The 24,726-nt window shown below is 61.1% G+C and carries 19 protein-coding genes, 1 tRNA gene and 2 pseudogenes; 10 read left to right on the forward strand and 12 right to left on the reverse strand.

Annotated features, from left to right (window positions below; genetic code table 11):
- Nucleotides 1–83 precede the first annotated feature (83 nt).
- Complete coding sequence (locus PSH80_RS04000) at nucleotides 84–980, forward strand: cation diffusion facilitator family transporter (protein ID WP_305419287.1); 897 nt, start codon at nucleotides 84–86, stop codon at nucleotides 978–980.
- Nucleotides 981–983: 3 nt separating this feature from the next.
- On the opposite strand, the gene PSH80_RS04005 is transcribed toward PSH80_RS04000, so the two are convergent.
- Nucleotides 984–1,658, reverse strand: a complete 675-nt coding sequence (locus PSH80_RS04005) for a heavy metal response regulator transcription factor (RefSeq protein WP_120731594.1) — start codon at nucleotides 1,656–1,658, stop codon at nucleotides 984–986.
- Nucleotides 1,659–1,841: 183 nt separating this feature from the next.
- Between PSH80_RS04005 and PSH80_RS04010 the strand changes: the two genes are divergently transcribed.
- Genes PSH80_RS04010 through PSH80_RS04020 form a run of 3 tightly spaced genes read left to right on the forward strand, consistent with a single transcriptional unit; the run spans nucleotide 1,842 to nucleotide 7,414 of the window.
- The gene (locus PSH80_RS04010) at nucleotides 1,842–3,065 is read left to right on the forward strand and encodes a TolC family protein (RefSeq protein WP_057958265.1); all 1,224 of its coding nucleotides are present in this window, start codon (nucleotides 1,842–1,844) and stop codon (nucleotides 3,063–3,065) included.
- A 17-nt stretch (nucleotides 3,066–3,082) separates the two neighbouring features.
- Entirely contained in the window at nucleotides 3,083–4,246 is a 1,164-nt protein-coding gene (locus PSH80_RS04015) for an efflux RND transporter periplasmic adaptor subunit (RefSeq protein WP_120731596.1), read from the forward strand.
- Nucleotides 4,247–4,264: 18 nt separating this feature from the next.
- Nucleotides 4,265–7,414, forward strand: coding sequence for a CusA/CzcA family heavy metal efflux RND transporter (locus tag PSH80_RS04020; RefSeq protein WP_057958267.1), 3,150 nt, complete (start codon nucleotides 4,265–4,267; stop codon nucleotides 7,412–7,414).
- 95 nt (nucleotides 7,415–7,509) lie between these two features.
- On the opposite strand, the gene PSH80_RS04025 is transcribed toward PSH80_RS04020, so the two are convergent.
- From PSH80_RS04025 to PSH80_RS04040, 4 genes are all read right to left on the reverse strand, one after another.
- Entirely contained in the window at nucleotides 7,510–8,916 is a 1,407-nt protein-coding gene (locus PSH80_RS04025) for a heavy metal sensor histidine kinase (protein ID WP_200660717.1), read from the reverse strand.
- Nucleotides 8,913–9,587 (reverse strand): heavy metal response regulator transcription factor, encoded by a 675-nt coding sequence (locus PSH80_RS04030; protein ID WP_057958269.1) that lies wholly within the window; start codon nucleotides 9,585–9,587, stop codon nucleotides 8,913–8,915. Before PSH80_RS04030 ends, PSH80_RS04025 begins: the two co-directional genes overlap by 4 nt.
- 291 nt (nucleotides 9,588–9,878) lie before the next feature.
- Nucleotides 9,879–10,052, reverse strand: coding sequence for a hypothetical protein (locus PSH80_RS04035; RefSeq protein ID WP_162947689.1), 174 nt, complete (start codon nucleotides 10,050–10,052; stop codon nucleotides 9,879–9,881).
- A gap of 185 nt (nucleotides 10,053–10,237) precedes the next feature.
- Nucleotides 10,238–11,566 carry an OprD family porin gene (locus PSH80_RS04040; RefSeq protein WP_305419293.1) on the reverse strand — a complete coding sequence of 443 codons (1,329 nt, stop codon included), beginning with the start codon at nucleotides 11,564–11,566 and terminating at the stop codon, nucleotides 10,238–10,240.
- A 448-nt stretch (nucleotides 11,567–12,014) separates the two neighbouring features.
- Between PSH80_RS04040 and PSH80_RS27255 the strand changes: the two are divergent.
- Together PSH80_RS27255 and PSH80_RS27260 are read left to right on the forward strand one after the other, a co-directional pair.
- Nucleotides 12,015–12,653 (forward strand): annotated as a pseudogene (locus PSH80_RS27255) (PAS domain-containing protein); the annotation flags it as partial.
- Between the two features lie 156 nt (nucleotides 12,654–12,809).
- Nucleotides 12,810–13,241: pseudogene (locus PSH80_RS27260) on the forward strand (methyl-accepting chemotaxis protein); the annotation flags it as partial.
- A gap of 35 nt (nucleotides 13,242–13,276) precedes the next feature.
- Here PSH80_RS27260 and PSH80_RS04050 read toward each other — a convergent pair.
- Complete coding sequence (locus PSH80_RS04050) at nucleotides 13,277–13,792, reverse strand: GNAT family N-acetyltransferase (protein ID WP_057442037.1); 516 nt, start codon at nucleotides 13,790–13,792, stop codon at nucleotides 13,277–13,279.
- A gap of 154 nt (nucleotides 13,793–13,946) precedes the next feature.
- Nucleotides 13,947–14,756 carry an AraC family transcriptional regulator gene (locus tag PSH80_RS04055; protein WP_057442033.1) on the reverse strand — a complete coding sequence of 270 codons (810 nt, stop codon included), beginning with the start codon at nucleotides 14,754–14,756 and terminating at the stop codon, nucleotides 13,947–13,949.
- Between the two features lie 153 nt (nucleotides 14,757–14,909).
- Here PSH80_RS04055 and ddlA point away from each other — a divergent pair, with 153 nt between their 5' ends.
- Nucleotides 14,910–16,004, forward strand: coding sequence for a D-alanine--D-alanine ligase (gene ddlA, locus PSH80_RS04060; protein WP_057442032.1), 1,095 nt, complete (start codon nucleotides 14,910–14,912; stop codon nucleotides 16,002–16,004).
- 116 nt (nucleotides 16,005–16,120) lie between these two features.
- On the opposite strand, the gene ggt is transcribed toward ddlA, so the two are convergent.
- Nucleotides 16,121–17,965, reverse strand: coding sequence for a gamma-glutamyltransferase (gene ggt / locus PSH80_RS04065; protein ID WP_186625427.1), 1,845 nt, complete (start codon nucleotides 17,963–17,965; stop codon nucleotides 16,121–16,123).
- 309 nt (nucleotides 17,966–18,274) lie between these two features.
- Here ggt and PSH80_RS04070 point away from each other — a divergent pair, with 309 nt between their 5' ends.
- Nucleotides 18,275–20,329, forward strand: coding sequence for a TonB-dependent receptor domain-containing protein (locus PSH80_RS04070; RefSeq protein WP_057442027.1), 2,055 nt, complete (start codon nucleotides 18,275–18,277; stop codon nucleotides 20,327–20,329).
- Between the two features lie 194 nt (nucleotides 20,330–20,523).
- On the opposite strand, the gene PSH80_RS04075 is transcribed toward PSH80_RS04070, so the two are convergent.
- Together PSH80_RS04075 and PSH80_RS04080 are read right to left on the reverse strand one after the other, a co-directional pair.
- Entirely contained in the window at nucleotides 20,524–20,790 is a 267-nt protein-coding gene (locus tag PSH80_RS04075) for a hypothetical protein (RefSeq protein ID WP_225923839.1), read from the reverse strand.
- Nucleotides 20,791–21,073: 283 nt separating this feature from the next.
- The gene (locus PSH80_RS04080) at nucleotides 21,074–22,075 is read right to left on the reverse strand and encodes an SLAC1 anion channel family protein (RefSeq protein ID WP_170060234.1); all 1,002 of its coding nucleotides are present in this window, start codon (nucleotides 22,073–22,075) and stop codon (nucleotides 21,074–21,076) included.
- A 115-nt stretch (nucleotides 22,076–22,190) separates the two neighbouring features.
- On the opposite strand from PSH80_RS04080, the gene PSH80_RS04085 reads away from it, so the two are divergent.
- Both PSH80_RS04085 and PSH80_RS04090 read left to right on the forward strand, forming a co-directional pair.
- Nucleotides 22,191–23,147 (forward strand): GlxA family transcriptional regulator, encoded by a 957-nt coding sequence (locus PSH80_RS04085; protein ID WP_057958274.1) that lies wholly within the window; start codon nucleotides 22,191–22,193, stop codon nucleotides 23,145–23,147.
- 62 nt (nucleotides 23,148–23,209) lie between these two features.
- Nucleotides 23,210–23,815: a nucleotidyltransferase domain-containing protein gene (locus PSH80_RS04090; protein WP_057958356.1), complete on the forward strand. Its 606-nt coding sequence runs from the start codon at nucleotides 23,210–23,212 to the stop codon at nucleotides 23,813–23,815.
- Between the two features lie 164 nt (nucleotides 23,816–23,979).
- Here PSH80_RS04090 and PSH80_RS04095 read toward each other — a convergent pair whose 3' ends face one another.
- Together PSH80_RS04095 and PSH80_RS04100 are read right to left on the reverse strand one after the other, a co-directional pair.
- Nucleotides 23,980–24,420 carry a hypothetical protein gene (locus PSH80_RS04095; protein WP_128593266.1) on the reverse strand — a complete coding sequence of 147 codons (441 nt, stop codon included), beginning with the start codon at nucleotides 24,418–24,420 and terminating at the stop codon, nucleotides 23,980–23,982.
- Nucleotides 24,421–24,560: 140 nt separating this feature from the next.
- A tRNA-Met gene (locus PSH80_RS04100) sits at nucleotides 24,561–24,637 on the reverse strand.
- Nucleotides 24,638–24,726 lie beyond the last annotated feature (89 nt).

Here is a 24,726-nt window from a genome sequence, read left to right on the forward strand (position 1 = left end):
CGTTATGACAATTGTGAAATCCATACCAAAGGTTTCCCCTTATCGCTCTATGATCAGCGCACATCCCCCCACGAGGACATGCCATGAGCGCAGGACACAGCCACGCCACCGTACGCGCCGGTCATGAACGCAAGTTATGGATGGCCCTGGGCCTGACCGGCAGTTTCATGATTGCCGAAGTGATCGGCGCCTTTGTCACCGGCAGCCTGGCGCTGTTGTCCGACGCCGCCCATATGATGACCGACGCCCTGGCCCTGGCCATTTCCCTGGTGGCCATCCAGGTGGCCAAGCGCGCTGCGGACCGCAAGCGCACCTTTGGCTATGCGCGCTTCGAAATCCTCGCCGCCGCGTTCAACGCATTGCTGCTGTTCGGGGTGGCGTTCTACATCCTCTATGAGGCTTACCTGCGCCTGCAGGCACCGGCCGAAATCCAGTCCACCGGCATGCTGGTGATTGCCGTGCTCGGCCTGATCGTCAACCTGATTTCCATGCGCCTGCTCAGCGCGGCCAGTGGCGAGAGCCTGAACGTCAAGGGCGCCTACCTGGAGGTCTGGAGCGATATGCTCGGCTCTATCGGGGTGATCATTGCCGCCGTGCTGATCATGTTCACCGGGTGGGGCTGGGTCGACTCGGTGGTGGCCGCCGCGATTGGTTTTTGGGTGGTGCCGCGAACCTGGACACTGCTCAAGGCCAGCATGAACGTGCTGCTGCAAGGTGTGCCGGACGGCATTGATATCGACGCGGTAGAGCAGGCCATTCACGCGGTGCCTGGGGTCAGGGAGGTGCATGACTTGCACATCTGGGCCCTGACCAGCGGCAAGAACGTGCTGAGCACCCATCTGGTGGTGGACCCGGCGCAGGGCAGCGAGCAACAGGTCCTCGCCCAGGTGACGGAATTGCTGCATGAGCAATTCGAAATTTCCCACGTCACCATTCAGATCGAAGGCGCGGGCTTTCATCAGGAAGCCCTCACGCACTGACCGCTATTCGCGGTCTTCCAGCACGTAGCCCACCCCGCGCAAGGTATGGATCAACTTGCGCTCGAACGGGTCGTCGATCTTTGCGCGCAGGCGGCGGATCGAAACCTCGACCACATTGGTGTCGCAATCGAAGTTCATGTCCCACACAAACGAGATGATTTGCGTGCGGGACAGCACCACGCCGCTCTGGCGCATCAGCAGGTGCAGCAAGGCAAACTCCTTGGTGGTCAGGTCGATCCGCTGGCTGCCGCGAAAGGCCCGGTGGCGACCCTGGTCCAGTTCCAGATCGGCCACCCGCAGCACGTCCGGCACTGCGCTCTCGATGCTGCGGCGCATCAGGCTGCGGACCCGGGCCAGCAGTTCGGGAAACTCGAAAGGCTTGACCAGATAGTCGTCGGCACCCAGCTCCAGGCCTTTGATTTTGTCGGCCAGGCGCCCTTGGGCGGTGAGCATCATGATGCGTGTGTTGCTGCTCTGGCGGATGCGTTGCAACACCTCCCAGCCGTCCATCAGCGGTAGGTTCACATCCAGGATCACCAGGTCATAGGCGTATTGCCGCGCCAGGTGCACACCGTCGGCGCCGCTGGCCGCGCAGTCGACCACATAGCCACTTTCGCTCAGTCCCTGAAGCAAGTACTCCGCCGTTTTCAGTTCATCTTCGATAACCAGGATTCGCATGTAGAGCGTGCCTCGGGGCAGGAGAAAGGATCTGCATAGTTGCGCGCAGATTAAAGCAAAAGCCCGGAACAGAGCCTTTGCTAACGGATTTGTAATGTTCCGGCCACCCCTCTGATAAGGAGCGAAAGCTACATTGCCCCTGCTTGGATTTGTCCGCCAACTCATGGGTGTGGAACGCTTGTTATGCCAACGTTTTTAAGAACAATTGTGTGCTCTGTAGTGGGGGTCTTGGCGCTGTCCCAAGTGGCAAGCGCCCAGACCCTGACCCTTGAATCGGCCCTGCAAAGTGCGTTTGCCGGCAACCCGGACCTGGCCGCAGCCCAATGGGAAATCGAGATTGCCCAGGGTGGGCGGCAACAGGCCGGGCTGATCCCCAACCCGGTGGCCTCCTGGGACGCCGAAGACACCCGCCGCAGCACGCGCACCACCACCGTCAAGCTGAGCCAGACCCTGGAGTTGGGTGGCAAGCGCGGGGCACGCATCGACGTGGCCTCGCGTGCACAAGATGCGGCCGCCCAGGAACTGGAGCAGCGGCGCAACCTGCTGCGGGCCGAGGTCATCGAGGGCTTTTATGGTGCGCTGCGGGCCCAGGAACGCCTGGAGCTGGCCCAACGCTCGATGGCGCTGGCCGAGCGCGGCCTGGTGATTGCCAATGGCCGGGTCACGGCGGGCAAGGCGTCGCCGGTCGAAGCTACCCGCGCCCAGGTACAGCTCTCGGAAATCCGCCTGGAGCGCAGCCGCGCCGAGATTGGTGTGAGTGATGCCTATCGCCGCCTGGCCGCCATCACCGGCAGCGCCAACATCGGCTTTGAGCGTGTCGAGTCAGGGGCCCTGAGCACCCCGGCGTTGCCTTCGGCCACCCAACTGTTGGCGCGCCTGGAGAGCACCGCCGAGCTGCGCCTGGCGGAGCTGCAAATCCAGCAACGGGAAGCCGGCCTGGGCCTGGAAAAGGCCCAGCGGATTCCCGACCTCGACGTGTCCATCGGCAGCCAGTACGACGCCAGCGTGCGTGAGCGGGTGAACCTGGTGGGCGTATCGATGCCGATCCCGCTGTTCAATCGCAACCAGGGCAATGTACTGGCCGCCAGCCGTCGTGCCGATCAGGCTCGGGACTTGCGCAACGCCACCGAGCTGCGCCTGCGCACCGAAACCCGCCAGGCCCTGGACCTGTGGGCGACGGCCAACAGTGAAGTGCGCGCGTTCAACCAAGTGATCCTGCCCGCCGCCCAAAGCGCGGTGGACAGCGCCACCCGTGGTTTTGAGATGGGCAAGTTCAACTTCCTCGAGGTACTCGACGCCCAGCGCACCTTGATCGCCGCCCGCACCCAATACCTCGCCGCACTCGCCCAGGCCACCGATGCCTGGGTGCGCATCGAACGGATTTACGGCGACCTCGCCCGCATTTGATCTTTCAGGAGTTCCCCATGAACAAACTACAAGGCCTGGCTTTGGCCGTTGCAGTGGCCGTCGCCCTCGGGGCGATAGTGTTTTGGCCGGCCACCAGTGTGGCGCCTCAGGCACCGGTAGCGCACGTCGAAGCACCGGAGGAAGAAGAGGAAGAGGGTGTGCTGGTGCTCAATGAGCAGCAGATCCAGGCCGCCGGCATTCAACTGGCCAAGGCCCAACCCCGGCAAATCAGCAGCGTGCTGTCGTTGCCGGGCGAGGTGCGATTCGATGAAGACCGCACCTCGCATATCGTGCCCCGTGCAGCGGGTGTGGTGGAGTCGGTCAGGGTCAACCTTGGTCAGAAGGTCAAGCAGGGCGAGCTATTGGCGGTGATCGCCAGCCAGCAGATTTCCGATCAGCGCAGTGAGTTGGCCGCCAGCGAACGCCGGGTCGAGCTGGCCCGCACCACCTTCCAGCGTGAGCGCCAGTTATGGCAGGACAAAATCTCTGCCGAACAGGATTACCTGCTGGCCCGCCAGACCCTGCAAGAAGCCGAGATCGCCCTGAACAATGCGCGGCAAAAGATGAATGCCTTGAGCGGCAGCGCGGTTCTGGTCGGCGGCAATCGCTACGAGTTGCGTGCGCCGTTTGCCGGGGTGGTGGTGGAAAAACACCTGGGTGTCGGCGAAGTGGTGAGTGAGACCAGCGCTGCCTTCACCCTGTCGGACCTGTCCCAGGTGTGGGTTACGTTTGGGGTGTTTCCCAAGGACTTGAACAAGGTCCAGGTGGGCCGGCCGGTGAAGGTCAGTTCCACGGAAATGGGCACCGATGTGATGGGCACCGTGGCCTATGTCGGCAACTTGCTGGGCGAGCAGACCCGCACCGCAATGGTCCGGGTCAACGTACCCAACCCCGACGACTCGTGGCGCCCCGGGTTGTTCGTGGCGGTGCAGGTGGCCACGGATACCTACTCGGCGCCGGTCACCGTGCCGGTGGAGGCGATCCAGACCGTGGAAGACAAACCGTCGCTGTTTGTGCGCACCGCCGAAGGCTTCGCCACCCGCCACGTCGAGCTGGGGGTCAGTGAAAACGGCTTCGTCGAAGTGCGCCAGGGCCTGGAGGCCGGCGCCCAGGTGGCGGCCGTTGGCAGCTTCGTCCTCAAGTCCGAGCTGGGCAAGGCTTCGGCCGAGCACGCCCATTGATCCTGCGAGTGATTGCCCATGTTTGAACGTCTGATTCAATTTGCCATCGAGCAGCGCATCATCGTGCTGCTGGCCGTGTTGCTGATGGCCGGTGTCGGCATCGCCAGCTACCAGAAACTGCCGATCGACGCGGTGCCGGACATCACCAACGTCCAGGTGCAGATCAACTCGGCGGCGGCCGGTTTTTCGCCGCTGGAAACCGAGCAGCGCATCACCTTTCCCATCGAAACCGCCATGGCCGGCCTGCCGGGCTTGCAGCAGACTCGTTCACTGTCGCGCTCGGGGCTGTCCCAGGTCACGGTGATCTTCAAGGACGGCACTGATCTGTTCTTCGCCCGGCAACTGGTGAATGAGCGGCTGCAAGTGGCCCGCGAGCAACTGCCGGACGGCATTGAAACGGCGATGGGGCCGATTTCCACGGGGCTCGGGGAAATATTCCTGTGGACCGTGGAGGCTGAAGACGGCGCGCGCAAGGAAGACGGCTCGGCCTACACCCCGACGGACCTGCGGGTGATCCAGGACTGGATCATCAAGCCACAGTTGCGCAACGTGCCCGGCGTGGCCGAGATCAATACCATCGGCGGCTTTGCCAAGGAATACCAGATCGCCCCGGACCCCAAGCGCCTGGCGGCCTACAACCTGACCTTGAGTGATCTGGTGACGGCGCTGGAGCGCAACAACGCCAACGTTGGCGCCGGGTATATCGAGCGCAGCGGCGAGCAGTTGCTGATTCGCGCGCCGGGGCAGGTGGCGTCCATCGACGACATCGCCAATATCGTGATCAACACCGTGGACGGCACGCCGATCCGCGTGCGCAATGTGGCCCAGGTCGATATCGGCCGTGAGCTGCGTACCGGTGCGGCCACCGAAAATGGCCGTGAAGTGGTGCTCGGCACGGTCTTTATGTTGATCGGCGAAAACAGCCGCACCGTGTCCCAGGCCGTGGCGAAAAAGCTCGAAGAGATCAACCGTTCACTGCCCGAAGGCGTGGTCGCGGTCACGGTTTACGACCGCACCAACCTGGTGGAAAAAGCCATCGCCACCGTGAAGAAAAACCTCTTCGAAGGTGCGCTGCTGGTGATCGTGGTTCTGTTCTTGTTCCTCGGCAATATCCGCGCGGCGTTGATCACCGCGATGGTGATTCCGCTGGCCATGCTGTTCACGTTTACCGGGATGTTCACCAACAAGGTCAGCGCCAATCTGATGAGCCTGGGCGCGCTGGACTTCGGGATTATCGTCGATGGTGCGGTGGTGATCGTCGAGAATGCGATCCGCCGCCTGGCCCATGCGCAGCAACGCCACGGCCGCCTGCTGACCCGCAGCGAACGCCTGCACGAAGTGTTCGCCGCCGCCAAGGAAGCGCGCCGTGCGCTGATCTTTGGGCAATTGATCATCATGGTGGTGTACCTGCCGATCTTCGCCTTGACGGGCGTGGCCGGGAAAATGTTCCACCCCATGGCGTTCACCGTGGTCATGGCCTTGCTGGGCGCGATGATTCTGTCGGTGACGTTTGTCCCCGCGGCGATTGCGCTGTTCGTCACCGGCAAGGTCAAGGAAGACGAAAACTGGGTGATGCGCAACGCGCGCCGGGGTTATGCGCCGGTGCTGGATTGGGTGATGGCGCACCGTACGTGGGCGTTTGGCCTGGCACTGTTGACCATCGTGCTCTCCGGCGCCGTGGCCAGCCGCATGGGCAGCGAGTTTATCCCCAGCCTCAGCGAAGGTGACTTCGCCCAGCAAGCCTTGCGCGTGCCGGGCACTAGCCTCACGCAGTCGGTGCAGATGCAACAGCAACTGGAAAAAACCTTGATGGAACAGGTGCCGGAAATCCAGCGGGTATTTGCCCGTACCGGCACCGCAGAAATTGCCTCCGACCCGATGCCGCCGAATATTTCCGACGCCTATCTGATGCTCAAACCCAAGGACCAGTGGCCGGATCCGAAAAAATCCCGCGAAGCCCTGATCGCCGATATCCAGCGCGCCAGTGCGATTGTGCCGGGCAGCCAGTACGAGTTGTCGCAACCGATCCAGCTGCGGTTCAACGAGTTGATTTCCGGGGTGCGCAGCGATGTGGCGGTGAAGGTGTTTGGCGATGATATGGCGGTGCTGAACAAGACTGCCGGGGAGATTGCCGAAACCTTGCAGAAGCTCGATGGTGCCTCGGAAGTGAAAGTGGAACAGACCTCCGGCCTGCCGGTGCTGACCATCAACATCGACCGCGACAAGGCCGCGCGCTTTGGCCTGAACGTGGGCGATGTGCAAGACACCATCGCGGTGGCCGTGGGTGGGCGCCAGGCCGGCACGATGTACGAAGGCGACCGACGCTTTGACATGGTCGTGCGCTTGTCGGAAACCCTGCGTACCGATATCGAGGGCTTGTCGCGGCTGTTGATCCCGATCCCGGCGCTGGCCGGCAATACCACGGGGCAATTGGGCTTTATCGCCTTGTCGCAAGTGGCCAGCCTGGACCTGGTGCTGGGCCCGAACCAGATCAGCCGCGAAAACGGCAAGCGCCTGGTGATCGTCAGCGCCAACGTGCGGGGGCGGGATATCGGCTCCTTTGTTGCCGAGGCGGAAAACGCGTTGGCGACACAGGTGAAAATCCCCGCCGGCTACTGGACCACCTGGGGCGGCCAGTTCGAGCAACTCAAGGAGGCGTCAGAGCGCCTGCAGGTGGTGGTGCCGGTGGCATTGCTGCTGGTGTTCGGCTTGTTGTTCATGATGTTCAACAACCTCAAGGATGGGTTGCTGGTGTTCACCGGGATTCCCTTCGCCCTGACCGGTGGGATCATGGCGCTGTGGTTGCGCGATATTCCGTTGTCGATTTCCGCCGGGGTGGGGTTTATCGCGCTGTCGGGGGTGGCAGTGCTCAATGGCCTGGTGATGATCGCGTTTATCCGCAACCTGCGCGAGGAAGGGCGTTCGCTGACGGTGGCGATCAACGAGGGGGCACTGACCCGTTTGCGCCCGGTGTTGATGACCGCGCTGGTCGCGTCCCTCGGGTTTATCCCCATGGCCCTGGCCACCGGCACCGGCGCTGAAGTGCAACGGCCACTGGCGACGGTGGTGATTGGCGGGATTATTTCTTCGACGCTGCTGACGTTGCTGGTACTGCCTGCGCTCTACCACTGGGCCCATCGTCGCGATGAGGAGCAGGAGCCCCAGTGACCTTGGGGGAGTGGGGCAAGCTCCCTCACCACAACAACCCCCCAGCTGGCCATGGCAAGCATGTTCAGCAGGGGGCCGGACCACTAAGAGGGTTGCTACGGGGCTTTTGGGGCGGCAGACAGGACGGGGAATATCAGTCGGAACGAGGTCACGCCACCCAGCACGCTGGTGGCCTCGGCCTGGCCCTGGTGCAGGCTGATGATCGAACGCACAATCGCCAGGCCCAGCCCGGTGCCGCCCTCGCTGCGGGCGCGGCTGTTGTCGGCGCGGTAGAAACGTTCGAACAGGTGGGGCAGGTGTTGCGCTTCAATGCCTGCGCCAGGGTTGCTCACGGTGAGTGAGACGCGCTGGTCGTGGCTGTCGATCTGCAATGCAATGCCAGAGCCGTGCGGGCTGTGGCGGATCGCATTGGACAGCAGGTTGGAAATGGCCCGCTGGATCATCAGCCGATCCCCCAGGACCCAGGCGTCGCCGGCCAGGTTCAGGCGCAACCCTTTGTCTTCGGCGCTCAAGGCAAACAGGTCCATGACCCGCAGCGCTTCATCCCGCAGGTTCACCGTGGTAAACGACACCCGCGCCGCCGGATGGCTGACCTGGGCGAGAAACAGCATGTCGGCGACGATCCGCGCTAAGCGGTCCAGCTCTTCGGTGCTGGACTCCAGCGCCGATTTGTACTCGTCGGGCGCCCGGGCGCGGGACAGTGTCACCTGGGCCTTGCCCATCAGGTTGGTCAGGGGCGCACGCAGTTCGTGGGCCAGGTCGTCGGAGAATTGCGACAACTGCTGCACACCGGCATCCAGCCGGTCGAGCATCACATTGATGCCCCGCGCCAGTTCGCTGAGTTCCCGGGGCAGATTCTCGACGGCCAGGCGATGGCTCAGGTCCTGGGTGGTGACTTTGCCGGCGACGCGGCTGAATTGCTGCAACGGTGCCAGCCCGCGCTGCACCAGCCACCAGGCGCCCATGCCGATCAGGATCAGCAACAGCGGCAGGGCGATAACCGTGGATTGCAGATAGGCACTGAGCAGCGCCTGGTCGTCGGAGCGGTCCAGGGACAGCAGCACCCGCACCTTCTCCCCGGTGTGCAGGGGCATCAGGCTCGACGCGCTGAGGATCTGGTTGCCGCGCCCATCGGTCCAGTTGAAAAAGCCCAGGGTCGGCCTGGCGGCAAAGTCGAGCAGCAAGGGTTCCTGGGGTTTGGCGCCGACGCTCAGCAGCACCGTATTGGCGGGCGACGGGCCGATGATGGTCAGGTAGAAATTGTCGTGGCCCATCACCAGGTCCAGCAGCGAATGGGGCCGGGCCCTGATGTCGCGGGTGTTGAGATCCTGCAGCAGGCTGTGCTGGATCTGCTCCATCTTGCTTTCCAGGCCCTTGCGCGCGAGGTTTTCCAGCTCGTGGGTGAGGGCCAGGTACGCCAGGGTCGCCAGCAACAGCACCAGGCCGGCGCCCATCAGGCTGACGGTGAGCCCCAGGCGCATGGATAAACTGCCAGGTCTCATTGGCGTGCTTCCAACACATAGCCCACGCCACGAATGGTATGGATCAACTTGACCTCGCTCTGGTCGTCGATCTTGGCCCGTAGCCGGCTGATCGACACCTCCACCACGTTGGTGTCGCAGTCGAAGTTCATGTCCCACACCAGGGAAATGATCTGCGTGCGCGTCAGGACCTCGCCGCTCTGGCGCATCAAAACCTGCAACAGCGTGAACTCCTTGGTGGTCAGGTCGATGCGCCGCGTGCCCCGGTACGCTCGGTGGCGACGTGGGTCCAGCTCCAGGTCCGAGACGCGGAATACTTCCGGCAGCGCAATCGGCTCGCTGCGTCGCAGCAATGAACGCACCCTGGCCAGCAACTCGGGAAACTCGAAGGGTTTGACCAGGTAATCATCGGCGCCCATGTCCAGGCCCTTGATCTTGTCGGCCAGCCGGCCACGGGCGGTGAGCATCATCACCCGCAAGGTGTTGTTGCGGCGCAGTTGTTCCAGCACCTGCCAGCCGTCCTTGCCGGGCAGGTTGACGTCAAGGATCACCAGTTCGTAGCGGTGTTGCTCGGCCAGGTGCAGGCCGTCGATGCCGCTGGCGGCACAATCGACGACATAACCACTTTCACTCAAGCCTTGATGCAAGTAGTCGGCAGTTTTTGGCTCGTCCTCAACCACAAGGATACGCATGCAGATTGACCTCATACTGGTAAGCGGAAAGGCGACGGGAGCTACGCGAGATAAGGGCTGTAGTCCCAAAAGTAGGAAAATTCTGAGCCTTGAAGCTACTTCAGGGTCAAGGCGCATCCCGCGCAATCCTGCTGTTTGGGCACAGGTGCGACGATTGGTCGCTGGGGGCGGGGCTTTGACTCCACTGGGCAGGCAAAAAAAAGCGCCCGTGAGGGCGCTAAAAATTCATCTCCTTCCAAAGGAGCTCCACAAAAAAAGCTTCAAGAGATGAATGTGCTCGGAGTGCGCCGCTCAGGTCGAGGGCGCGGGTGTTTGCTGGGTTAGCACTTGGGTGCCATGGATCTGTTGCTGTTGCTGGCGAAACTCAGCCAGCAACTGGCGGGAGCGCTCGCCGCCATCGTCGGCCAGCGCTGCGGTGGAGGCCGCAATGAGCAAACCGGTGAATAAACTATGCAGTACCTTCATCAACCTTCTCCGCAAAAGACCCGTGCCGTTAGTTGCCCAAAGCTACTCGGCCGGTCGATGCGGGCAGTATATGAAGTGCAACTTAACGAGAACGTGAGGCGCATATTACAGTTCTGACAGACTGCCAATTGTGAAGAAGTGCTAGTCAACGGCAAGTGAATGTAAGCACTTGCCGTTGGGGCCTATCAGAGGATGGCCAGCGGGTACTCCATGATCAGCCGGAACTCTTCCAGGTCTGATTCAAAGGCACTGGAGCGCACCGTGGCCTGGCGAATGCGCAGGGACAGGTCTTTCAAACTGCCGCCCTGAAATACATATTTGGCCTCGATGTCGCGCTCCCAGCGGCGCTGGTCAGTCAGCGGGTCGCCCGCGGCATCACGGCGCATATATACCGCGTTGGCGTTGCTGTAATCGGCGCCGGTGCCTTTGCCATAACGGGTCATGAACGACAGGCCGGGAATGCCGAAGGGCTGCATATCCAGGTCGTAGCGCAGCGCCCACGAGCGCTCCTTCGGCGAGTTGAAATCGCTGTACTGGATCGAGTTGTCGAGGAAGATCGAGTCCGACTGGCGCAGGTAGTCGAAGTCATTGTTGCCGTTGTTGCGCTGGTGCGACAGGGCCAGGCGATGGGCGCCGACCTTGACCCCGAGCTTGGCACTCCAGATGTTGTTGTTGAGTTCGCCCAGCAGTTTTTTACCCTCGTCCTGGGTGTTGTAGTAGTTGAAACCGCCAAACAGCGAGACTTCTTCCGTCAGCGGATAGCTGGCGGCGGTGCCGAAGTAGTACTGGTCCCAGGCGTCTTTCAAGCGGCTGCTGTAGAGGCTGAGGCTCAGGTGCGGGTTCAACTGATAGTCGCCACCGAAGTAACCGACCCAGGGCGAGTTGAGGTTGCCGGCATAAAACGTCGCGAAGCCGTCACGCATACTGCTGCTGTTCGGCTGGCTCATGGCGTGCAAGCGTCCGCCCTGCAGGGTCAAGCCTTCCAGGCTGGTGTTTTCCAGGGTCACGCCGCGAAAGCTTTCCGGCAGCAGGCGTGAGTCGCCGTAATGCACCACCGGGGTTTGTGGAAAGACATCGCCGACTTTGACCACCGTATCCAACAGGCGCATTTTTACGGCACCGCCGAGTTTGCTGTAGTCGTCTTCAGGGCGATTGTCGCTGTCCACCGGCAACATGTCGAAGGAACCCCGGCCGCCGCTGCGCCCGGTGCCGGAGTCGAGCTTCAAGCCATACATCGCAAAGGCATCCAGGCCAAACCCTACAGTGCCTTGGGTGAACCCGGACTCGAACTTGCCGATCAGGCCCTGGGCCCACGCCTCTGAGTAGCCGTTGCCGGTCTGGCTGGACTGGCCTTTGCGGTCATCGCGGTTGAAGTAAAAGTTGCGTGCCAGCACGTTCAACGTACTGCCTTCGATAAAACCCTCGGGTTTATCTCCTGCGGCCATGCCCGCCAGCGGTGCAGCGCTGGCCAGTGCCGCAATGATGGAAAGGGAAAGTGTGCGGTTAGTACGCATGTATCGCTCCTCGGTGTTGGCAGCTATGAGCTTTTTAGTCGCCTGGGGCGTTCTTATTGGAGAGCTGTCCCTGATAAGGGGAGCCCGGCTCATAGTTGCAAACAGCGGATAACGCCGAGGTGGCATGCGCATTACAATTTTGCCAGCTCCACACGGGATGACGGATTGGCAATCCGCACGCGAGCCCCCTGAAACGCGGCGTTGGTTACCTTGGAGTCCCAGGTCCTGAGGCGGCCCCGTCACAACGGCTGTTGAGGGACTGAAAAAATAGTTGAGTCGAACACTCAAGCCCTCTTCAGAAAACGCCAGAAGCGCCGATGGTTAGATAAACCACTCATCTCTGCCCTCTGGTGTTCCTATGTTCAATACCCGCTTGAAGCAGGAGCTGTCCGCTCTTCGCGAAGAACTGTCCAGCCTTCAGCAGGTCCAGGAAAGCCTGGAGAGCGAGATGCTGGCCCTGAGCCTGGACCCCGAGGGCCGGATCGAGTCGGTCAACCAGAACTTCCTCGACGAAATGCTCTACAAATCCAGCGACCTGCTGGGCCATGCCATTCACGGGTTTGTGCCCGAGCATGTGAAACGCGATGAATTCCAGCAGCGCTTCAACAACGCCCTGAGCCGTGGCGAACACTATGCCGGCACCGTGCGCCTGTTGCGCGGCAACGGCAAGGAGGCGTGGTTGCGTTCCATCGTGCAGCCGGTGCGGAGCTCGGATGGGCGCATCAAGCGGTTTTCGGTGTACTCCAGCGACCTGACCCGCACCATCGAAGCCTCCCGCGAGCACGAAAACCTGATCACCGCCCTGGTGCGCTCCACGGCGGTGATCGAGTTTGACCTCAATGGCAACGTGCTGGCTGCCAACGAGCGTTTCCTGCAGGGCATGGGTTACAGCCTGGCGCAGATCCTGGGCAAGCCGCACCGTATGTTCTGTGAACCGCAGGATTACAACAGCGCCGAGTACCAGGCGTTCTGGAAGCGTTTGAACAGCGGTGAGTTTGTGGCCGGGCGCTTCAAGCGTGTCGACGCCCATGGTCGCGAGGTCTGGCTGGAAGCGTCCTATAACCCGGTACTGGATGCCAATAACCGGCTGTACAAAGTGGTCAAGTTCGCCACGGTGATCACCGACCAGATCAATCAGGAACGCGCGGTGGCCGAGGCTGCCAACATTGCCTACAGCACCTCGCTGCAAACCGACAGCAGCGCCCAGCGCGGTACCGCCGTGGTCACCCAGGCGGTGGAGGTGATGCGCGACCTGGCCAAACACATGGAACAGGCGGGTGAGGGGATCGAGGCCCTGAATGCTCAGTCCCAGGTGATTGGCAGTATCGTCAAGACCATCAGCGGGATTGCCGAGCAAACCAACCTGCTGGCGCTCAACGCCGCCATCGAAGCGGCCCGTGCCGGCGAGCAGGGGCGCGGGTTTGCGGTGGTGGCCGATGAAGTGCGGCAGTTGGCCTCGCGTACCAGCAAAGCCACTGAAGAAATCGTCGGCGTGGTGCGCCAGAACCAGGACATGGCCCGCGATGCCGTGGCGCTGATGACCGATGGCCGGCTGCAGGCCGAGCAGGGGCTGTCCCTGGCGGCCGAGGCCGGTACGGTGATCGTCGAGATCCAGGACGGCGCGCAGAAAGTAGTGAGTGCGGTTGGCCAGTTTGCCAATCAGTTATCCAGCTAGGCCGCAGGCCGGCTCAAAGGCAGGAGCTGTGTTTGTCAGGGGGCATGGACCTCGAACAGCAATAGGTCGAACCACTGCCCATCGAGCAGGAACGCCTTGCGTGAATGCCCATACTGGGTAAAACCGCTGCGCTGCAACACCCGCAACGAGCCCGGATTTTCCGGGCGCACGGTGGCCTCGATGCGCTTGAGGGCGTGCTCGCCAAAGGCTTTTTGCAGGCCCAGTGCCACAGCTTGCCGGGCCAGGCCGCGCCCCGTGAACTCGGCCCCCATGCGATAGCCCAGGGACGCTGAGTGATAGTAGCGGCGGCGCACCTGGGTAAAGTTGATCCGCCCCACCAGCACGCCGTTTTCGCGGATCAGGTACTGATAGGCGCGGTCTTCACTGGCCTCCAGCAGCGCACTCTCGATGGCGCGTTGTACCCCTTCCACGTTGTAGTAAGCCTCGGGCCGGGCATTGATCCAACTTTCGAAAAAGGCCCGATTGGCCAGCTCGAACGCCAGCAGCTCGTTCACGTCATCCCACTGGGGGGGCGTCAATGTCAGGTTCATCCGTGGAAAACCTCGCGGTGGTGGTAGCGCATCCTTTCTTCTCACACTCGGGGCGCTGGTGGCAATGAGGCTGGGGTCATTGCGGTCCGGACCTGTTCTGCAGGCGGCTTGGATTTTCTGTAGGAGCGAGCTTGGTCCTACCGTTTCTATTGGCTTATCGGCCTAGCATCTTCACCCACCGCGAAGGCGGTATGCCAAAGGTACTGCGAAACTGCCGGGTCATGTGGCTCTGGTCGGTGAACCCGGCGATCAGCGCCGCATCCACCAGTGACTGGCCCTGGCCCAGCAGGTTGCGCACCAGATCCAGGCGGCGCATGGTCAGGTAACGATAGGGGCTGGTGCCGAACAACAGGCGAAAGTCCCGCGACAAGGCCCAACGATCCCGCCCGCAGTGCGCGGCCATTTCATCCAGGGTGATGCTGCGCCCCAGGGCGCTGTGGATAAATTCCCGGGCCCGCTCGGCGGCCTGGTAATCAAACGTCTTGCGGCTGACGCTGATGCCCGACGCGTTGTTCAGGGCGTGGGCCAGGTCGAACAACGCGTCCTGCTCCTGCAGCGGGTCCAGCGGGCAGTCGAGCTGCTGCACAAAGGCCTGGCAGGCCCGGTGTAGCCATGGGTCGTTGGACAGCCCGTTGTGGATAAACGGCAACGGCTTGCCGCCGAGAACCTGCTGGATCTGCGCCGGCTCCACATAAATCATCCGGTACTTGAAGCCCTCGTCGCTGCCGGCCCAGCCATCGTGGACTTCGTCGGGGTGGATCACCATGGTCGTGCCCGGCAGGCTGTGGGTCTGGCCGCCGCGATAATGAAAGCTCTGCACACCGAACAGGGTATGGCCGATGGCGTAGGTATCGTGGCGATGAGGGTCGAAGCCGAACCCGGAGAAATATGCCTCGATCCGCTCCAGGCCGCTGGCATGAGGCGCCCGGTGCAGCCAATCGATATTTGCAGTGGGTTTGCCCATGGGATGTTTTCGAAATATGTCGGATGGAGTTACGTTAACTGAGTCTGGGGCGGCTGTCTGCCAGGGTCTTGAACGATTGTGCGCGGCCTCAACGGTGGCAGGCTGCTGACCGCTCGTGGTAATAAACCCTACATTTCAAATGTGAGGCAGGTTATGAGCAAGTTGCGGGTAGGTATTATTTTTGGTGGGCGTTCGGCCGAGCATGAAGTGTCCTTGCAGTCGGCACGCAACATCGTCGACGCCCTCGACCGCACGCGCTTCGAGCCGGTACTGATCGGCATCGACAAGGCCGGCCACTGGCACCTCAACGACACCTCGAACTTTCTGCTCAACCAGGAAAACCCGGCGCTGATCGCCCTCAACCAGTCCAACCGCGAACTGGCGGTGGTGCCGGGCAAGGCCAGCCAGCAACTGGTGGAAACCTCGGGCCAGGGCTTGCTGGAACACGTCGATGTGATCTTCCCCATCGTCCACGGCACCCTCGGCGAAGACGGTTGCCTGCAAGGCTTGCTGCGCATGGCGGACCTGCCGTTTGTGGGTTCCGACGTGCTGGGGTCGGCGGTGTGCATGGACAAGGACATCAGCAAGCGCCTGTTGCGTGATGCCGGTATCGCCGTGGCGCCCTTTATCACCCTTAACCGTGGCAACGCGGCACGCACAACCTTCGATCAGGCTCGGCAAAAGCTGGGGTTGCCCCTGTTCGTCAAACCGGCCAACCAAGGCTCCTCGGTGGGCGTGAGCAAGGTGGCTGACGAAGCCGAGTACCTGGCGGCGATTGAACTGGCCCTGGGTTTCGATGAAAAAGTGTTGGTGGAGTCTGCCGTCAAAGGCCGCGAAATCGAATGCGCGGTGCTGGGCAACGAGCGTCCCATCGCCAGCGGTTGTGGTGAGATCGTGGTGCGTGACGGCTTCTATTCCTACGACAGCAAGTACATCGACGACCAGGCCGCCCAAGTGCTGGTGCCGGCGGACATCAGCGTCGAAGCCAGCGAACGCATTCGTGCCCTGGCCGTCGAGGCCTTTGAAGTGCTGGGCTGCGCCGGGCTGGCGCGGGTCGATGTGTTTCTTTGCGAGGACGGTGAAGTACTGATCAATGAGGTCAACTCACTGCCAGGGTTCACGCGCATCAGCATGTATCCCAAGCTGTGGCAGGCGGCGGGGATGAGCTACAGCGAACTGGTCAGCCGCCTGATCGAACTGGCGCTGGAGCGGCATGGGATGCGCAAGGGGCTGAAGATCAGTCGCTAAGCTTCAACCGCCATCGCCGGCAAGCCAGCTTCTACAGGGTATGGCGTATTCTGCCGTTAACTTTGTAGGAGCCGGCTTGCCAGCGATGAGGCCCGTAAAGGCGATACAACCCTGGGTCAATCCCCCAACGCTTCCCCTTCACGACGCGGATCCGCGCCCCCACTCCAGGTCGCCTTACCCTGGGCATCGCGTACTCGCACGATGGCCTGGGTGCCGCTGGTCATCTCGATCTCGCTCAAGGTATGCCCTCGCTCCTTGAGCGCCGCCTTCAACGGCTCGCTGAACAGCCCTTGCTCCAGCTCGGTCGCGCCGTTGCGGCTGCCGAAGTTGGGCAGGCTGATGGCGGCTTGCGGGTCGAGGTTCCAGTCGAGCATGCCCACCAGGGATTTACTCACGTATTCGATGATCTGCGATCCGCCGGGGGAGCCGACCGTGGCCAGCAGCTCGCCACTTTGGCGGTCGAAGACCAGGGTTGGCGCCATGGACGACCGGGGGCGTTTGCCCGGCTCGATGCGGTTGGCCACCGGCTGGCCGTTTTCCTCGGGGATAAAGGAAAAATCAGTCATCTGATTGTTCAGCAGGAAGCCCTGAACCATGACGTGGGAACCGAACGCGGCTTCGATGGTGGTGGTCATCGACACTGCGCCACCCAGGTCATCCACGGCCACCACTTGCGAGGTGGAAATGCGCAGCGGCGAGCGATCCGGCGCGTAGGCCACTTGAACGCCCATCGGTTGGCCGGGCTTGGCCACGCCCATGCTGCGTTCGCCGATCAATCCTGCGCGGCTGGCCAGGTAGCCGGGGGCGACCAGGCCCGCGACCGGCACCGGGACGAAGTCCGTATCGGCGACGTATTGCCCACGGTCGGCGTAAGCCAGGCGATCAGCTTCGGCAATCAGATGCACCGCTTCGGGCACCGGTTCCAGGCCGGCGGCTGTCGCGCTCTTCACCGGCTTGAGCGGCGCCAGGGCCCAGCGTGGGTCGCGGGCTTCGAGGGCCTGCAAGGTGCCGAGGATCTGCGCAATGGCCACCCCGCCTGAAGAGGGCGGTGGCATGCCGCACACTTGCCAGCGCTTGTAGTCGGTACACAGCGGCGCGCGCTCCTTGGCGCGGTAGCCCTTGAGATCGCTCAGTGCAAGGCGCCCCGTGTTCTGATGACCCTGGACCTTGCGTGCAATCTCCTCGGCGATCGGGCCGTGGTACAGCGCGTCGGGTCCTTCCTTGGCGATGCGCTTGAACACATTGGCCAGCGCCGGGTTTTTCAACAGGGTACCGGTGGCTTTCGGGCTGCCGTCGGCGTTGAGGAAGTACGCCGCCATGTCCGGTGACTGGCTGATGTAGCGATCGGCGGCGATCAGGCTGTGCAGGCGCGGGGAAATCGCAAAGCCTTGCTCGGACAGCTGGATCGCCGGCACAAACAACTGCGCCCAGGGCAGACGGCCGCTGTGTTCGTGGGCCATCTTCAGCGCGCGCAGCACACCGGGGGTGGCGACCGAACGACCACCGATCTGCGCCTGGGCAAACGCCATCGGTGTGCCGTCGGCCTTCAACAACATATCGGCCGTGGCGCCGGCCGGGGCCGTTTCACGGCCGTCATAGGCCCGTACCTGCTTGCCATCCCACAGCATGATAAAGGCGCCACCACCGATCCCCGAGGACTGCGGCTCCACCAGTGTCAGCACCGCTTGCATGGCGATGGCCGCGTCAATCGCCGAGCCACCCTGGCGCAGGATCTTGCGCCCGGCTTCGGCCGCCAGCGGGTTGGCCGCCGCCGCCATATGGCGTTCGGCGTGGCGTACCGTCATGTCCGTGCGATAACCCGAACCCAGCTCCGGGGCGGGCGGCAGGTCGGGGGTGCTGGTGCTGTTGCAGGCACCGAGGCTGAGGGCGGCGATGATCACCGAGAGGCTGGTAAGGCGCTGCAAGCGTAGGTTGAAAAGCACGCGCTGAACTCCGTTCATTTTGAGAATGATCTGTTGTCCCTGGGGTGATGCTTGGCGGGTAAAACGCACCAGGCAGATATCTGCGGGGAGGAGGGCGGACACTAACAGCGGGAGACAGGAGCGTCAAAATCCCCCCTCCGGCTTCGGCGTTCTCGGCCATCTTGGCCTATGACCAGGCGTGGCGCAGACAACAAATTTGTTTCAACCGCATGGGGTTGTTGCGAGATTTTTCAAAAACGTCTTTCTAAATGATAAGGATTTGCATTACGATCCTTGGCCTTTAATGCTCCACCATGGTGCATATTGGCCCAACAAGGACTGTTTGCAATGAAAACCCCTCCCTGCCTTTTCAGCTCTCTTTTCCTCACCGCCGGCGTGCTGATCGCCGCCCCCGTGTTGCAGGCAGAAGAGATTGGCGAGGTCGATAAACACGCCGTCACCGAACTCGATACCTCATTCGTCACCGCCACCGGCGGCGCCACGGACCTGCGCGACGCACCGGCCAGCGTCAGCGTGATTACCCGCGAAGAAATCGAGCGCCAGCCGGTGTACGACCTCAATACCCTGCTGCGGCGTGTACCCGGGGTCACCGGTGGCTTCGGCCCGGTGGGCGAGCAATCGAAAATCAAACTGCGTGGCCTGGACGACAAGTACACCTTGATCCTGGTGGACGGCAAACGCCTCGGTGGTTCCGGAGACTTGAGCTATCGCCGCGACCTGGCGCGCCAGGACCTGAACTGGATCACCCCGAACATGATTGAGCGCATCGAGATCGTGCGCGGCCCCATGTCGTCGCTGTACGGCTCGGATGCCATGGGCGGGGTGATCAACATCATCACGCGCAAGGTCTCGAGCACCTGGAGCGGTTCGGCCAACGTCAACACCACGATTCCCGAAGATTCCGACCGTGGCCAGACCACCCAGACCAGCCTCAACCTGTCCGGGCCGTTGACCGAGTCCGTGGGCCTGCGCCTGGGCGCCAACCTGACCCGGCGGGCCGCCGATGAGGTCACGGCGCGCCTGGATAAGGATGGCGAGTTCATGTACGGCGACGGCGCTGGCGGCGCCAAGGACCATAGCGTCAACGCCTTGCTCGACTGGAAAATCAATGACGAGCAAAGCCTGTCGTTCGAGGCCGTGCATGGCGTCGAGCGCTCCTGGTCGAGCAAAAAGACCTTTGGCGATTGGGGCGAAACCCTCGGCGCTGGCTTCGGTCCTGGGCGGTTGATTCGCGACAGCTACTCTGTGTCCCACAGCGGGGACTGGAGTTTCGGTACCTCGAAGGTCGACCTGTACCTGAACAAATTCAAGAACGACATCGACTGGGGCAAATCCAGCGCCGAAGAGAAAATCGCCGAAGGCAGCCTGAACATTCCGTTTGAGTTGCTGCTCAGCCAGCGCATGACCGTGGGCGGGCAGTGGAAGCGTGAAGAACTGACCAACAGCGATACCCTGGGCACGGTGCCTGTGGACTACCAGGGCGCTGCGGTTTCCGGTTCGTCGCTTAAAGGTGACTACTCGGCCGCGTTTATCGAAGATGAGTTGTACCTGCTCGACAACCTGGCCCTGACCCTGGGCAACCGTTTCGACCACAGTCAAGACTATGGCAACCACAACAGCCCGCGGGCGTACCTGGTCTACCATCCGCACCCGGACTGGACCGTGCGCGGCGGTGTGTCCAAGGGCTTCCGTGCGCCAAGCCTGAAAGAGGGCAGCGCCGGCGCCGCCACTGAATCCGGCGGTCGCGGTTGCGGCTCCTTGAAACCCCTGGGTTATGTGAGCGGCAGTTGCTGGATGGCCGGTAACCCGAACCTGTCGCCAGAGACCAGCGTCAACAAGGAAATAGGCGTGTCCTTCGACCGTGACGGTTGGGAGGCCAGCCTGACCTACTTCCACACCGACTTCGAAGACAAGATCGAATACGCGCCACTGGGCCAGTTCCAGGGTCGCTGGTGGACCATGCTGGAAAACGTCGAAGAAGCGCGCACCCGCGGCTGGGAAGGCTCGGTTCGCGTACCACTGACCGACTCCCTGGACTGGCGCACCAACGCCACCTACATGCTGGAGAGCAAAAACCTGTCCACCGGCGAAGACCTGATCAGCGCGCCCAAGTTGTCGGCGTTCAGTGCAATCAACTGGCAAGCCACCGACACACTCAACACCGAACTGTCGGCGCAGCATGTCGGCAAGCAGCGGGGTGTGGGTAACGACTTCGTCAAGTCCTACACCACCTATGACCTGACGGCGAACCTGGCCGTGACCAAGTGGTTGACGCTCAATGGCGGCGTGCAGAACTTGCTGGATGAAGATGCGCGGGATGGTTCGACGACGTTCTATGTGCCGGGCCGGGCGTTTTTTGCCGGGGCTACGACTTACTTTTGAGGTGTAGCCATGCCCCGCGAGCAACAGCTGCTCGCGGGCTTGCTGATGGCTCAGTCCATTTTAGGATTGATCAGGCGCCATTGATCTGAAGGTAGGCGCGTGCCTTGCCTTCGGTTTCGAATCCTAAGTGCGTTAACAGACGCGCGCTGCGCAGGTTCTCCGGTCGGTCATTGGCCATGATCCGGTGCAGCTTCCTACCCTCGATGCTCATCGCTATCGCGCATCAGCACGTGCAAGGCCTCGCCTCTGGCGGCTTTGTGCTCCATCAACTGCAGCCGTTGAGTCACGGCATCAAGGTTGAAAAATCCACCATCTCGCAGCGGTTCCCACGGTTGGAGATAGGTACGATTTTCCAGCAAATAAGTGTGCATTGTTGCCGCATGAGATGCATGGACCGTGCGCAGTACCAACCGATGGGTCGTCAGGGGATCAACAAGGGGAACTGCCTTGTTACCTTTCAACGTTCACCTCGGATCATTTGGTGATAAAGGTAGCGATAGAGCCGTTGCGGGCGAGCCCGCCTGATGGCGCAAATCTTTCACATAACTCTTGCCTGGCCATTGTTCGGTTTGCTCGCGATCAAGGCTGGCAACGGCCCGGTCTGGCGCTTGGGGAGTAGCATGGTTGATGGGAGCCATTGTCTTTGGCGGTGTACGCTAGGTGGGTTAGCACTCAGAGCCGGCATGACGATGCGCAAAGGCAAAAAAGCGAGCCGGTTAAGGCTCGCCAAAGGGAGGTAAAAGGTCAGTTGGCCAACAGTTTGCCGCTGAACAGGCTGGTCAGGGTTTTCACCAGCAGCACGCTCAGTGCCACAGTGAGGAACAGCAGGATCACAGCGGCGATGACCATCAACACGCTGCTGTCCTGGGCATGTGCATATTTCAACGCTGCGTTGCTCAGCGCTGCGATGGGGAAGCTGATTGCCCACCATGAAGGGGCAAAAGGCACATCCCGACGGAACACTTTGAAGCTCAGCACCACGAACAGGAACAGGCCGAAGTAGAACAACACGCTGGCAAACCGGTCGATCTCGCCGAATACGTTGGTGTAGGCCAGAAAACCTACTTCAAAGGGGGCAATCAGGATCATCAGCGAAGGCACCATGCCTTTGGCCGGAGCGGCCTCATGCACCAGCCGCGAAAAGATTCGGGTGAAGAGTACCAGCGCCAGCACCGCACCCACGGCGAGGGCAAACAGGTTGAACTCAGTCGCCCAGGCCATCGGCATATGCGCACCGGTTACCGCGATATCAAGGGTGGCAACGCCTGGAATCAGCCAGGCAGGTACGGCATTCAACGGGTCCTGATTGCCCGACAACAGACGGTAAACCACGAAGCCTGCGAGCAGCACCGTCAGTGCGCTGCCCAGTATCCAGAGAGCCTGTCCGAGCCATTCGTTGTGGGCCCCCGCGACTGCCGAAAGCAACAGCAGTGCAATGGTGACGGTGCCAAAAAAGTTGCTGGCAATCGGGTGGTTGAACTCGGCCTTGACCGCTGCTGGATGTTTCACCCATTTGGTCAGGTAACCCAGGGTCAACAGCACGAATACCAGGCCGGCCAGCGCGCCAATGGCCTCACCCAAGCTGCCGCCGACGCCGTAATACTGACCACTCAAGCGCCAAGCCAGGGCCAGGCCGGCCAAACCCATCACTGAGCCGAATAAATTGATAGGCAGGTTTTTGATCGAAGTTTTGCTGACGGTTACCGCTCGAGCGGTATCGACGGTGGGGGTGTATGCAGTGTTCATGCTAGTCTCTTGATTGACTGAATTTGCTGTTGTGGATATTTTCAGCCAAATAAACATTGGCTGAAATAGTCATAAAGCGATGTATTCAGCCAATTATTCGACAAGGACAGACATCATGCGTATCACCCTCCTGGCATTCCCTCGTGTGCAACTGCTGGACGTCGCCGGGCCCGCCGATATCTTTGCTGAAGCCGCCAAGCAACTGGGGAACCCGCGTGCCTATCGGGTCGAAGTCATCGGTACCAGCAAGGGCCTGATCAAAACCTCAAGTGGTTTGAAGCTTGGCATTGATGAAACCTTCGAAACATATAAGGGCAAGGTCGACACCTTGCTCGTGGCCGGCAGCCCACATATCAACGAAATCGCGCATGACCCTGCGTTGCAAGATTGGCTACGCCGGCAAGCCAAATCCGTCCGTCGTATCGGCTCAGTCTGTAGCGGTGCTTTTTTGCTGGCCGCCGCAGGTCTGCTCGACGGGCGCCGTGTCACCACCCATTGGAATTCCAGCGCAAGGCTTGCCAAGGAGTATCCGCACACCCACGTCGATCCGGATAGCATCTTTATCAAGGACGGCAACATCTACACGTCGGCGGGTGTTACGGCGGGCATGGACCTGGCGTTGGCGCTGGTCGAAGAAGATTACGGCAGAGAATTGGCGCTCAGCGTGGCCCGTGAAATGGTGATGTTCTTCAAGCGGCCTGGCGGGCAATCGCAGTTCAGCGCGCAACTGGCAGCGCAAACCGCCGAACGCAGCGTGATCCGGGACGTGCAGGAATATGTGGTGGAGCACCTGAAGGCCGACTTGAGCGTCCCTGCCTTGGCCGCCCGCGCCGGTATGAGTGAGCGAAACTTCGCCCGTACCTTCAAGGCTGAAGCCGGCTCGACCCCGGCCGAATTTGTCGAATTGGCCCGCATTGATGCGGCCAGACGGCTGATTGAAGATGCCGATGTTTCACTTAAACGCTTGGCCGATACAGTCGGTTATGCCAATGCGGACGGGTTCAGAAGGGCATTTATGCGCCGTCTCGGCGTTGGGCCAAGTGATTATCGAAAGCGGTTTTCATTGATGTGATGCGTGAGTGGCCCAATGCGCTAGGCATGCCAGTAATTTTCAGAACGATCGGAGATCAGGTTATGACGGACAAGGCTCTGGCGCCGGATCAAGAACTATGGCGTTCATGGACGCCCGCTGAGTTGGCTGTTCGCCTGAAGACCGTCTCGCTCCCCTGGTGCGTTGTCGGCGGGTGGGCGCTTGACCTATGGCACGGCGAAAAGACGAGGGAGCATGACGATATAGAGTTCACCCTGTTGCGAGACGATTTTTCGGAGTTCCGGCACGCGCTTGGCGACCTTGATATGTACACCGCGAAGGCCGGAGTGCTCACTTTTCTTCCCGTGGGTCAAATCCCAGGATTAGACATTCAGCAGGTGTGGTGTTTCGACCCTGTTGCTCAAGCCTGGCGGGTGGACATGATGATTGAATCAGGAAGCCCTGAAGTATGGGTATACAAACGGGATGGGTCTATCCGGTTTCCCCGTACCGAAATGTTGTATCTGAGCAGTGAAGGCATTCCATATTTAAGGCCTGCGGCGATCCTCTTGTTCAAAGCCCTGCACGTGCGGCCAAAGGATGAGGAGGATTTTCACAAGGCCTTGCCGACTCTGCCCGATGAGGAGGTGGCGTGGCTGAGGCGGCATTTGCTGAAGCTTCATCCGGGGCATCACTGGATAACCCATTGATCAACAATTGCCCGCTGCATTGGGCTCTCCCTTTTGAGGGCGCATCGCCACACTTCTGTGGTCCCGACGCGTCGCGCAGTATCAAGCTCCTGAGCGACCCTGGCATGAGCCTCGGCCATTCGCATCTCCAGCTTACGCTTTACTGAGCGAACTTGAGCGTAGGGTCAGGGCTGCGAGTGCTCGGCATAGATTGCCATGACCTTTTCGTAGCTGTCGGTGTTGAGGAAATCATTCTCGTATGCGCCCTGAACTTTTGCCCTGCCACCTTCGATCCCGGAGAGTGCAATTGCGACAGCGAGTGAATTGTTGTGGCCGCACTCCTCGACGGGAAAACCACGTAGCAGGATATCCGCGACGCCCTTCAACACTGGAGGTGGCAGCTTCTCAAGGTAGTAAGCAGCAGCGGGCGGTGCGTCGCCTTGATAGTCTTTTTCGTCAATTGCGATCTGCGCCAGTTGGACGAGAAAACGGGTGCAGTTGGCGTGAGATAGAAAGAATGAGTCCGCGATCTGGGACGAGTGCCAGCAAAGAATAAGCAGTTCGCGAAGCGTCTCTTCTGATGGGATGCCTTCATCGATGATGGTCTGCGCCCGAGCTTCCGCCATGTGCTATTGAAGCATGCGTGTGGGCCTACACAGAGGGGAAGGATGGGGTAGAGGTAGACAGCCAGAAACAAGAAAGCCCGCACGAGGCGGGCTTCTTGAGGTGATTCATAGACTGCTGTAGACATCTATGGATCGGTACTTGGTGGCTACACAGGGACTTGAACCCCGGACCCCAGCATTATGAATGCTATGCTCTAACCAACTGAGCTATGTAGCCAAGTGGCGCGCATTATTCGCGTAGAACGGGAATGCGTCAAGCGCTTTTTTTGAAAATTTATCTACGCTATCAACTGTTTAAGGAAAAAC

Source organism: Pseudomonas sp. FP818 (genome assembly GCF_030687335.1).
Taxonomy (GTDB): Bacteria; Pseudomonadota; Gammaproteobacteria; order Pseudomonadales; family Pseudomonadaceae; genus Aquipseudomonas; species Aquipseudomonas shahriarae.

What these genes read in the sequence shown, in the direction of transcription:
- PSH80_RS04000 (WP_305419287.1), top strand. Translation starts at nt 84, where the DNA reads ATGAGCGCAGGACACAGCCACGCCACCGTACGCGCCGGTCATGAACGC.
- PSH80_RS04005 (WP_120731594.1), bottom strand. Translation starts at nt 1,658, where the DNA reads ATGCGAATCCTGGTTATCGAAGATGAACTGAAAACGGCGGAGTACTTG.
- PSH80_RS04010 (WP_057958265.1), top strand. Translation starts at nt 1,842, where the DNA reads ATGCCAACGTTTTTAAGAACAATTGTGTGCTCTGTAGTGGGGGTCTTG.
- PSH80_RS04015 (WP_120731596.1), top strand. Translation starts at nt 3,083, where the DNA reads ATGAACAAACTACAAGGCCTGGCTTTGGCCGTTGCAGTGGCCGTCGCC.
- PSH80_RS04020 (WP_057958267.1), top strand. Translation starts at nt 4,265, where the DNA reads ATGTTTGAACGTCTGATTCAATTTGCCATCGAGCAGCGCATCATCGTG.
- PSH80_RS04025 (WP_200660717.1), bottom strand. Translation starts at nt 8,916, where the DNA reads ATGAGACCTGGCAGTTTATCCATGCGCCTGGGGCTCACCGTCAGCCTG.
- PSH80_RS04030 (WP_057958269.1), bottom strand. Translation starts at nt 9,587, where the DNA reads ATGCGTATCCTTGTGGTTGAGGACGAGCCAAAAACTGCCGACTACTTG.
- PSH80_RS04035 (WP_162947689.1), bottom strand. Translation starts at nt 10,052, where the DNA reads ATGAAGGTACTGCATAGTTTATTCACCGGTTTGCTCATTGCGGCCTCC.
- PSH80_RS04040 (WP_305419293.1), bottom strand. Translation starts at nt 11,566, where the DNA reads ATGCGTACTAACCGCACACTTTCCCTTTCCATCATTGCGGCACTGGCC.
- PSH80_RS04050 (WP_057442037.1), bottom strand. Translation starts at nt 13,792, where the DNA reads ATGAACCTGACATTGACGCCCCCCCAGTGGGATGACGTGAACGAGCTG.
- PSH80_RS04055 (WP_057442033.1), bottom strand. Translation starts at nt 14,756, where the DNA reads ATGGGCAAACCCACTGCAAATATCGATTGGCTGCACCGGGCGCCTCAT.
- ddlA (WP_057442032.1), top strand. Translation starts at nt 14,910, where the DNA reads ATGAGCAAGTTGCGGGTAGGTATTATTTTTGGTGGGCGTTCGGCCGAG.
- ggt (WP_186625427.1), bottom strand. Translation starts at nt 17,965, where the DNA reads ATGAACGGAGTTCAGCGCGTGCTTTTCAACCTACGCTTGCAGCGCCTT.
- PSH80_RS04070 (WP_057442027.1), top strand. Translation starts at nt 18,275, where the DNA reads ATGAAAACCCCTCCCTGCCTTTTCAGCTCTCTTTTCCTCACCGCCGGC.
- PSH80_RS04080 (WP_170060234.1), bottom strand. Translation starts at nt 22,075, where the DNA reads ATGAACACTGCATACACCCCCACCGTCGATACCGCTCGAGCGGTAACC.
- PSH80_RS04085 (WP_057958274.1), top strand. Translation starts at nt 22,191, where the DNA reads ATGCGTATCACCCTCCTGGCATTCCCTCGTGTGCAACTGCTGGACGTC.
- PSH80_RS04090 (WP_057958356.1), top strand. Translation starts at nt 23,210, where the DNA reads ATGACGGACAAGGCTCTGGCGCCGGATCAAGAACTATGGCGTTCATGG.
- PSH80_RS04095 (WP_128593266.1), bottom strand. Translation starts at nt 24,420, where the DNA reads ATGGCGGAAGCTCGGGCGCAGACCATCATCGATGAAGGCATCCCATCA.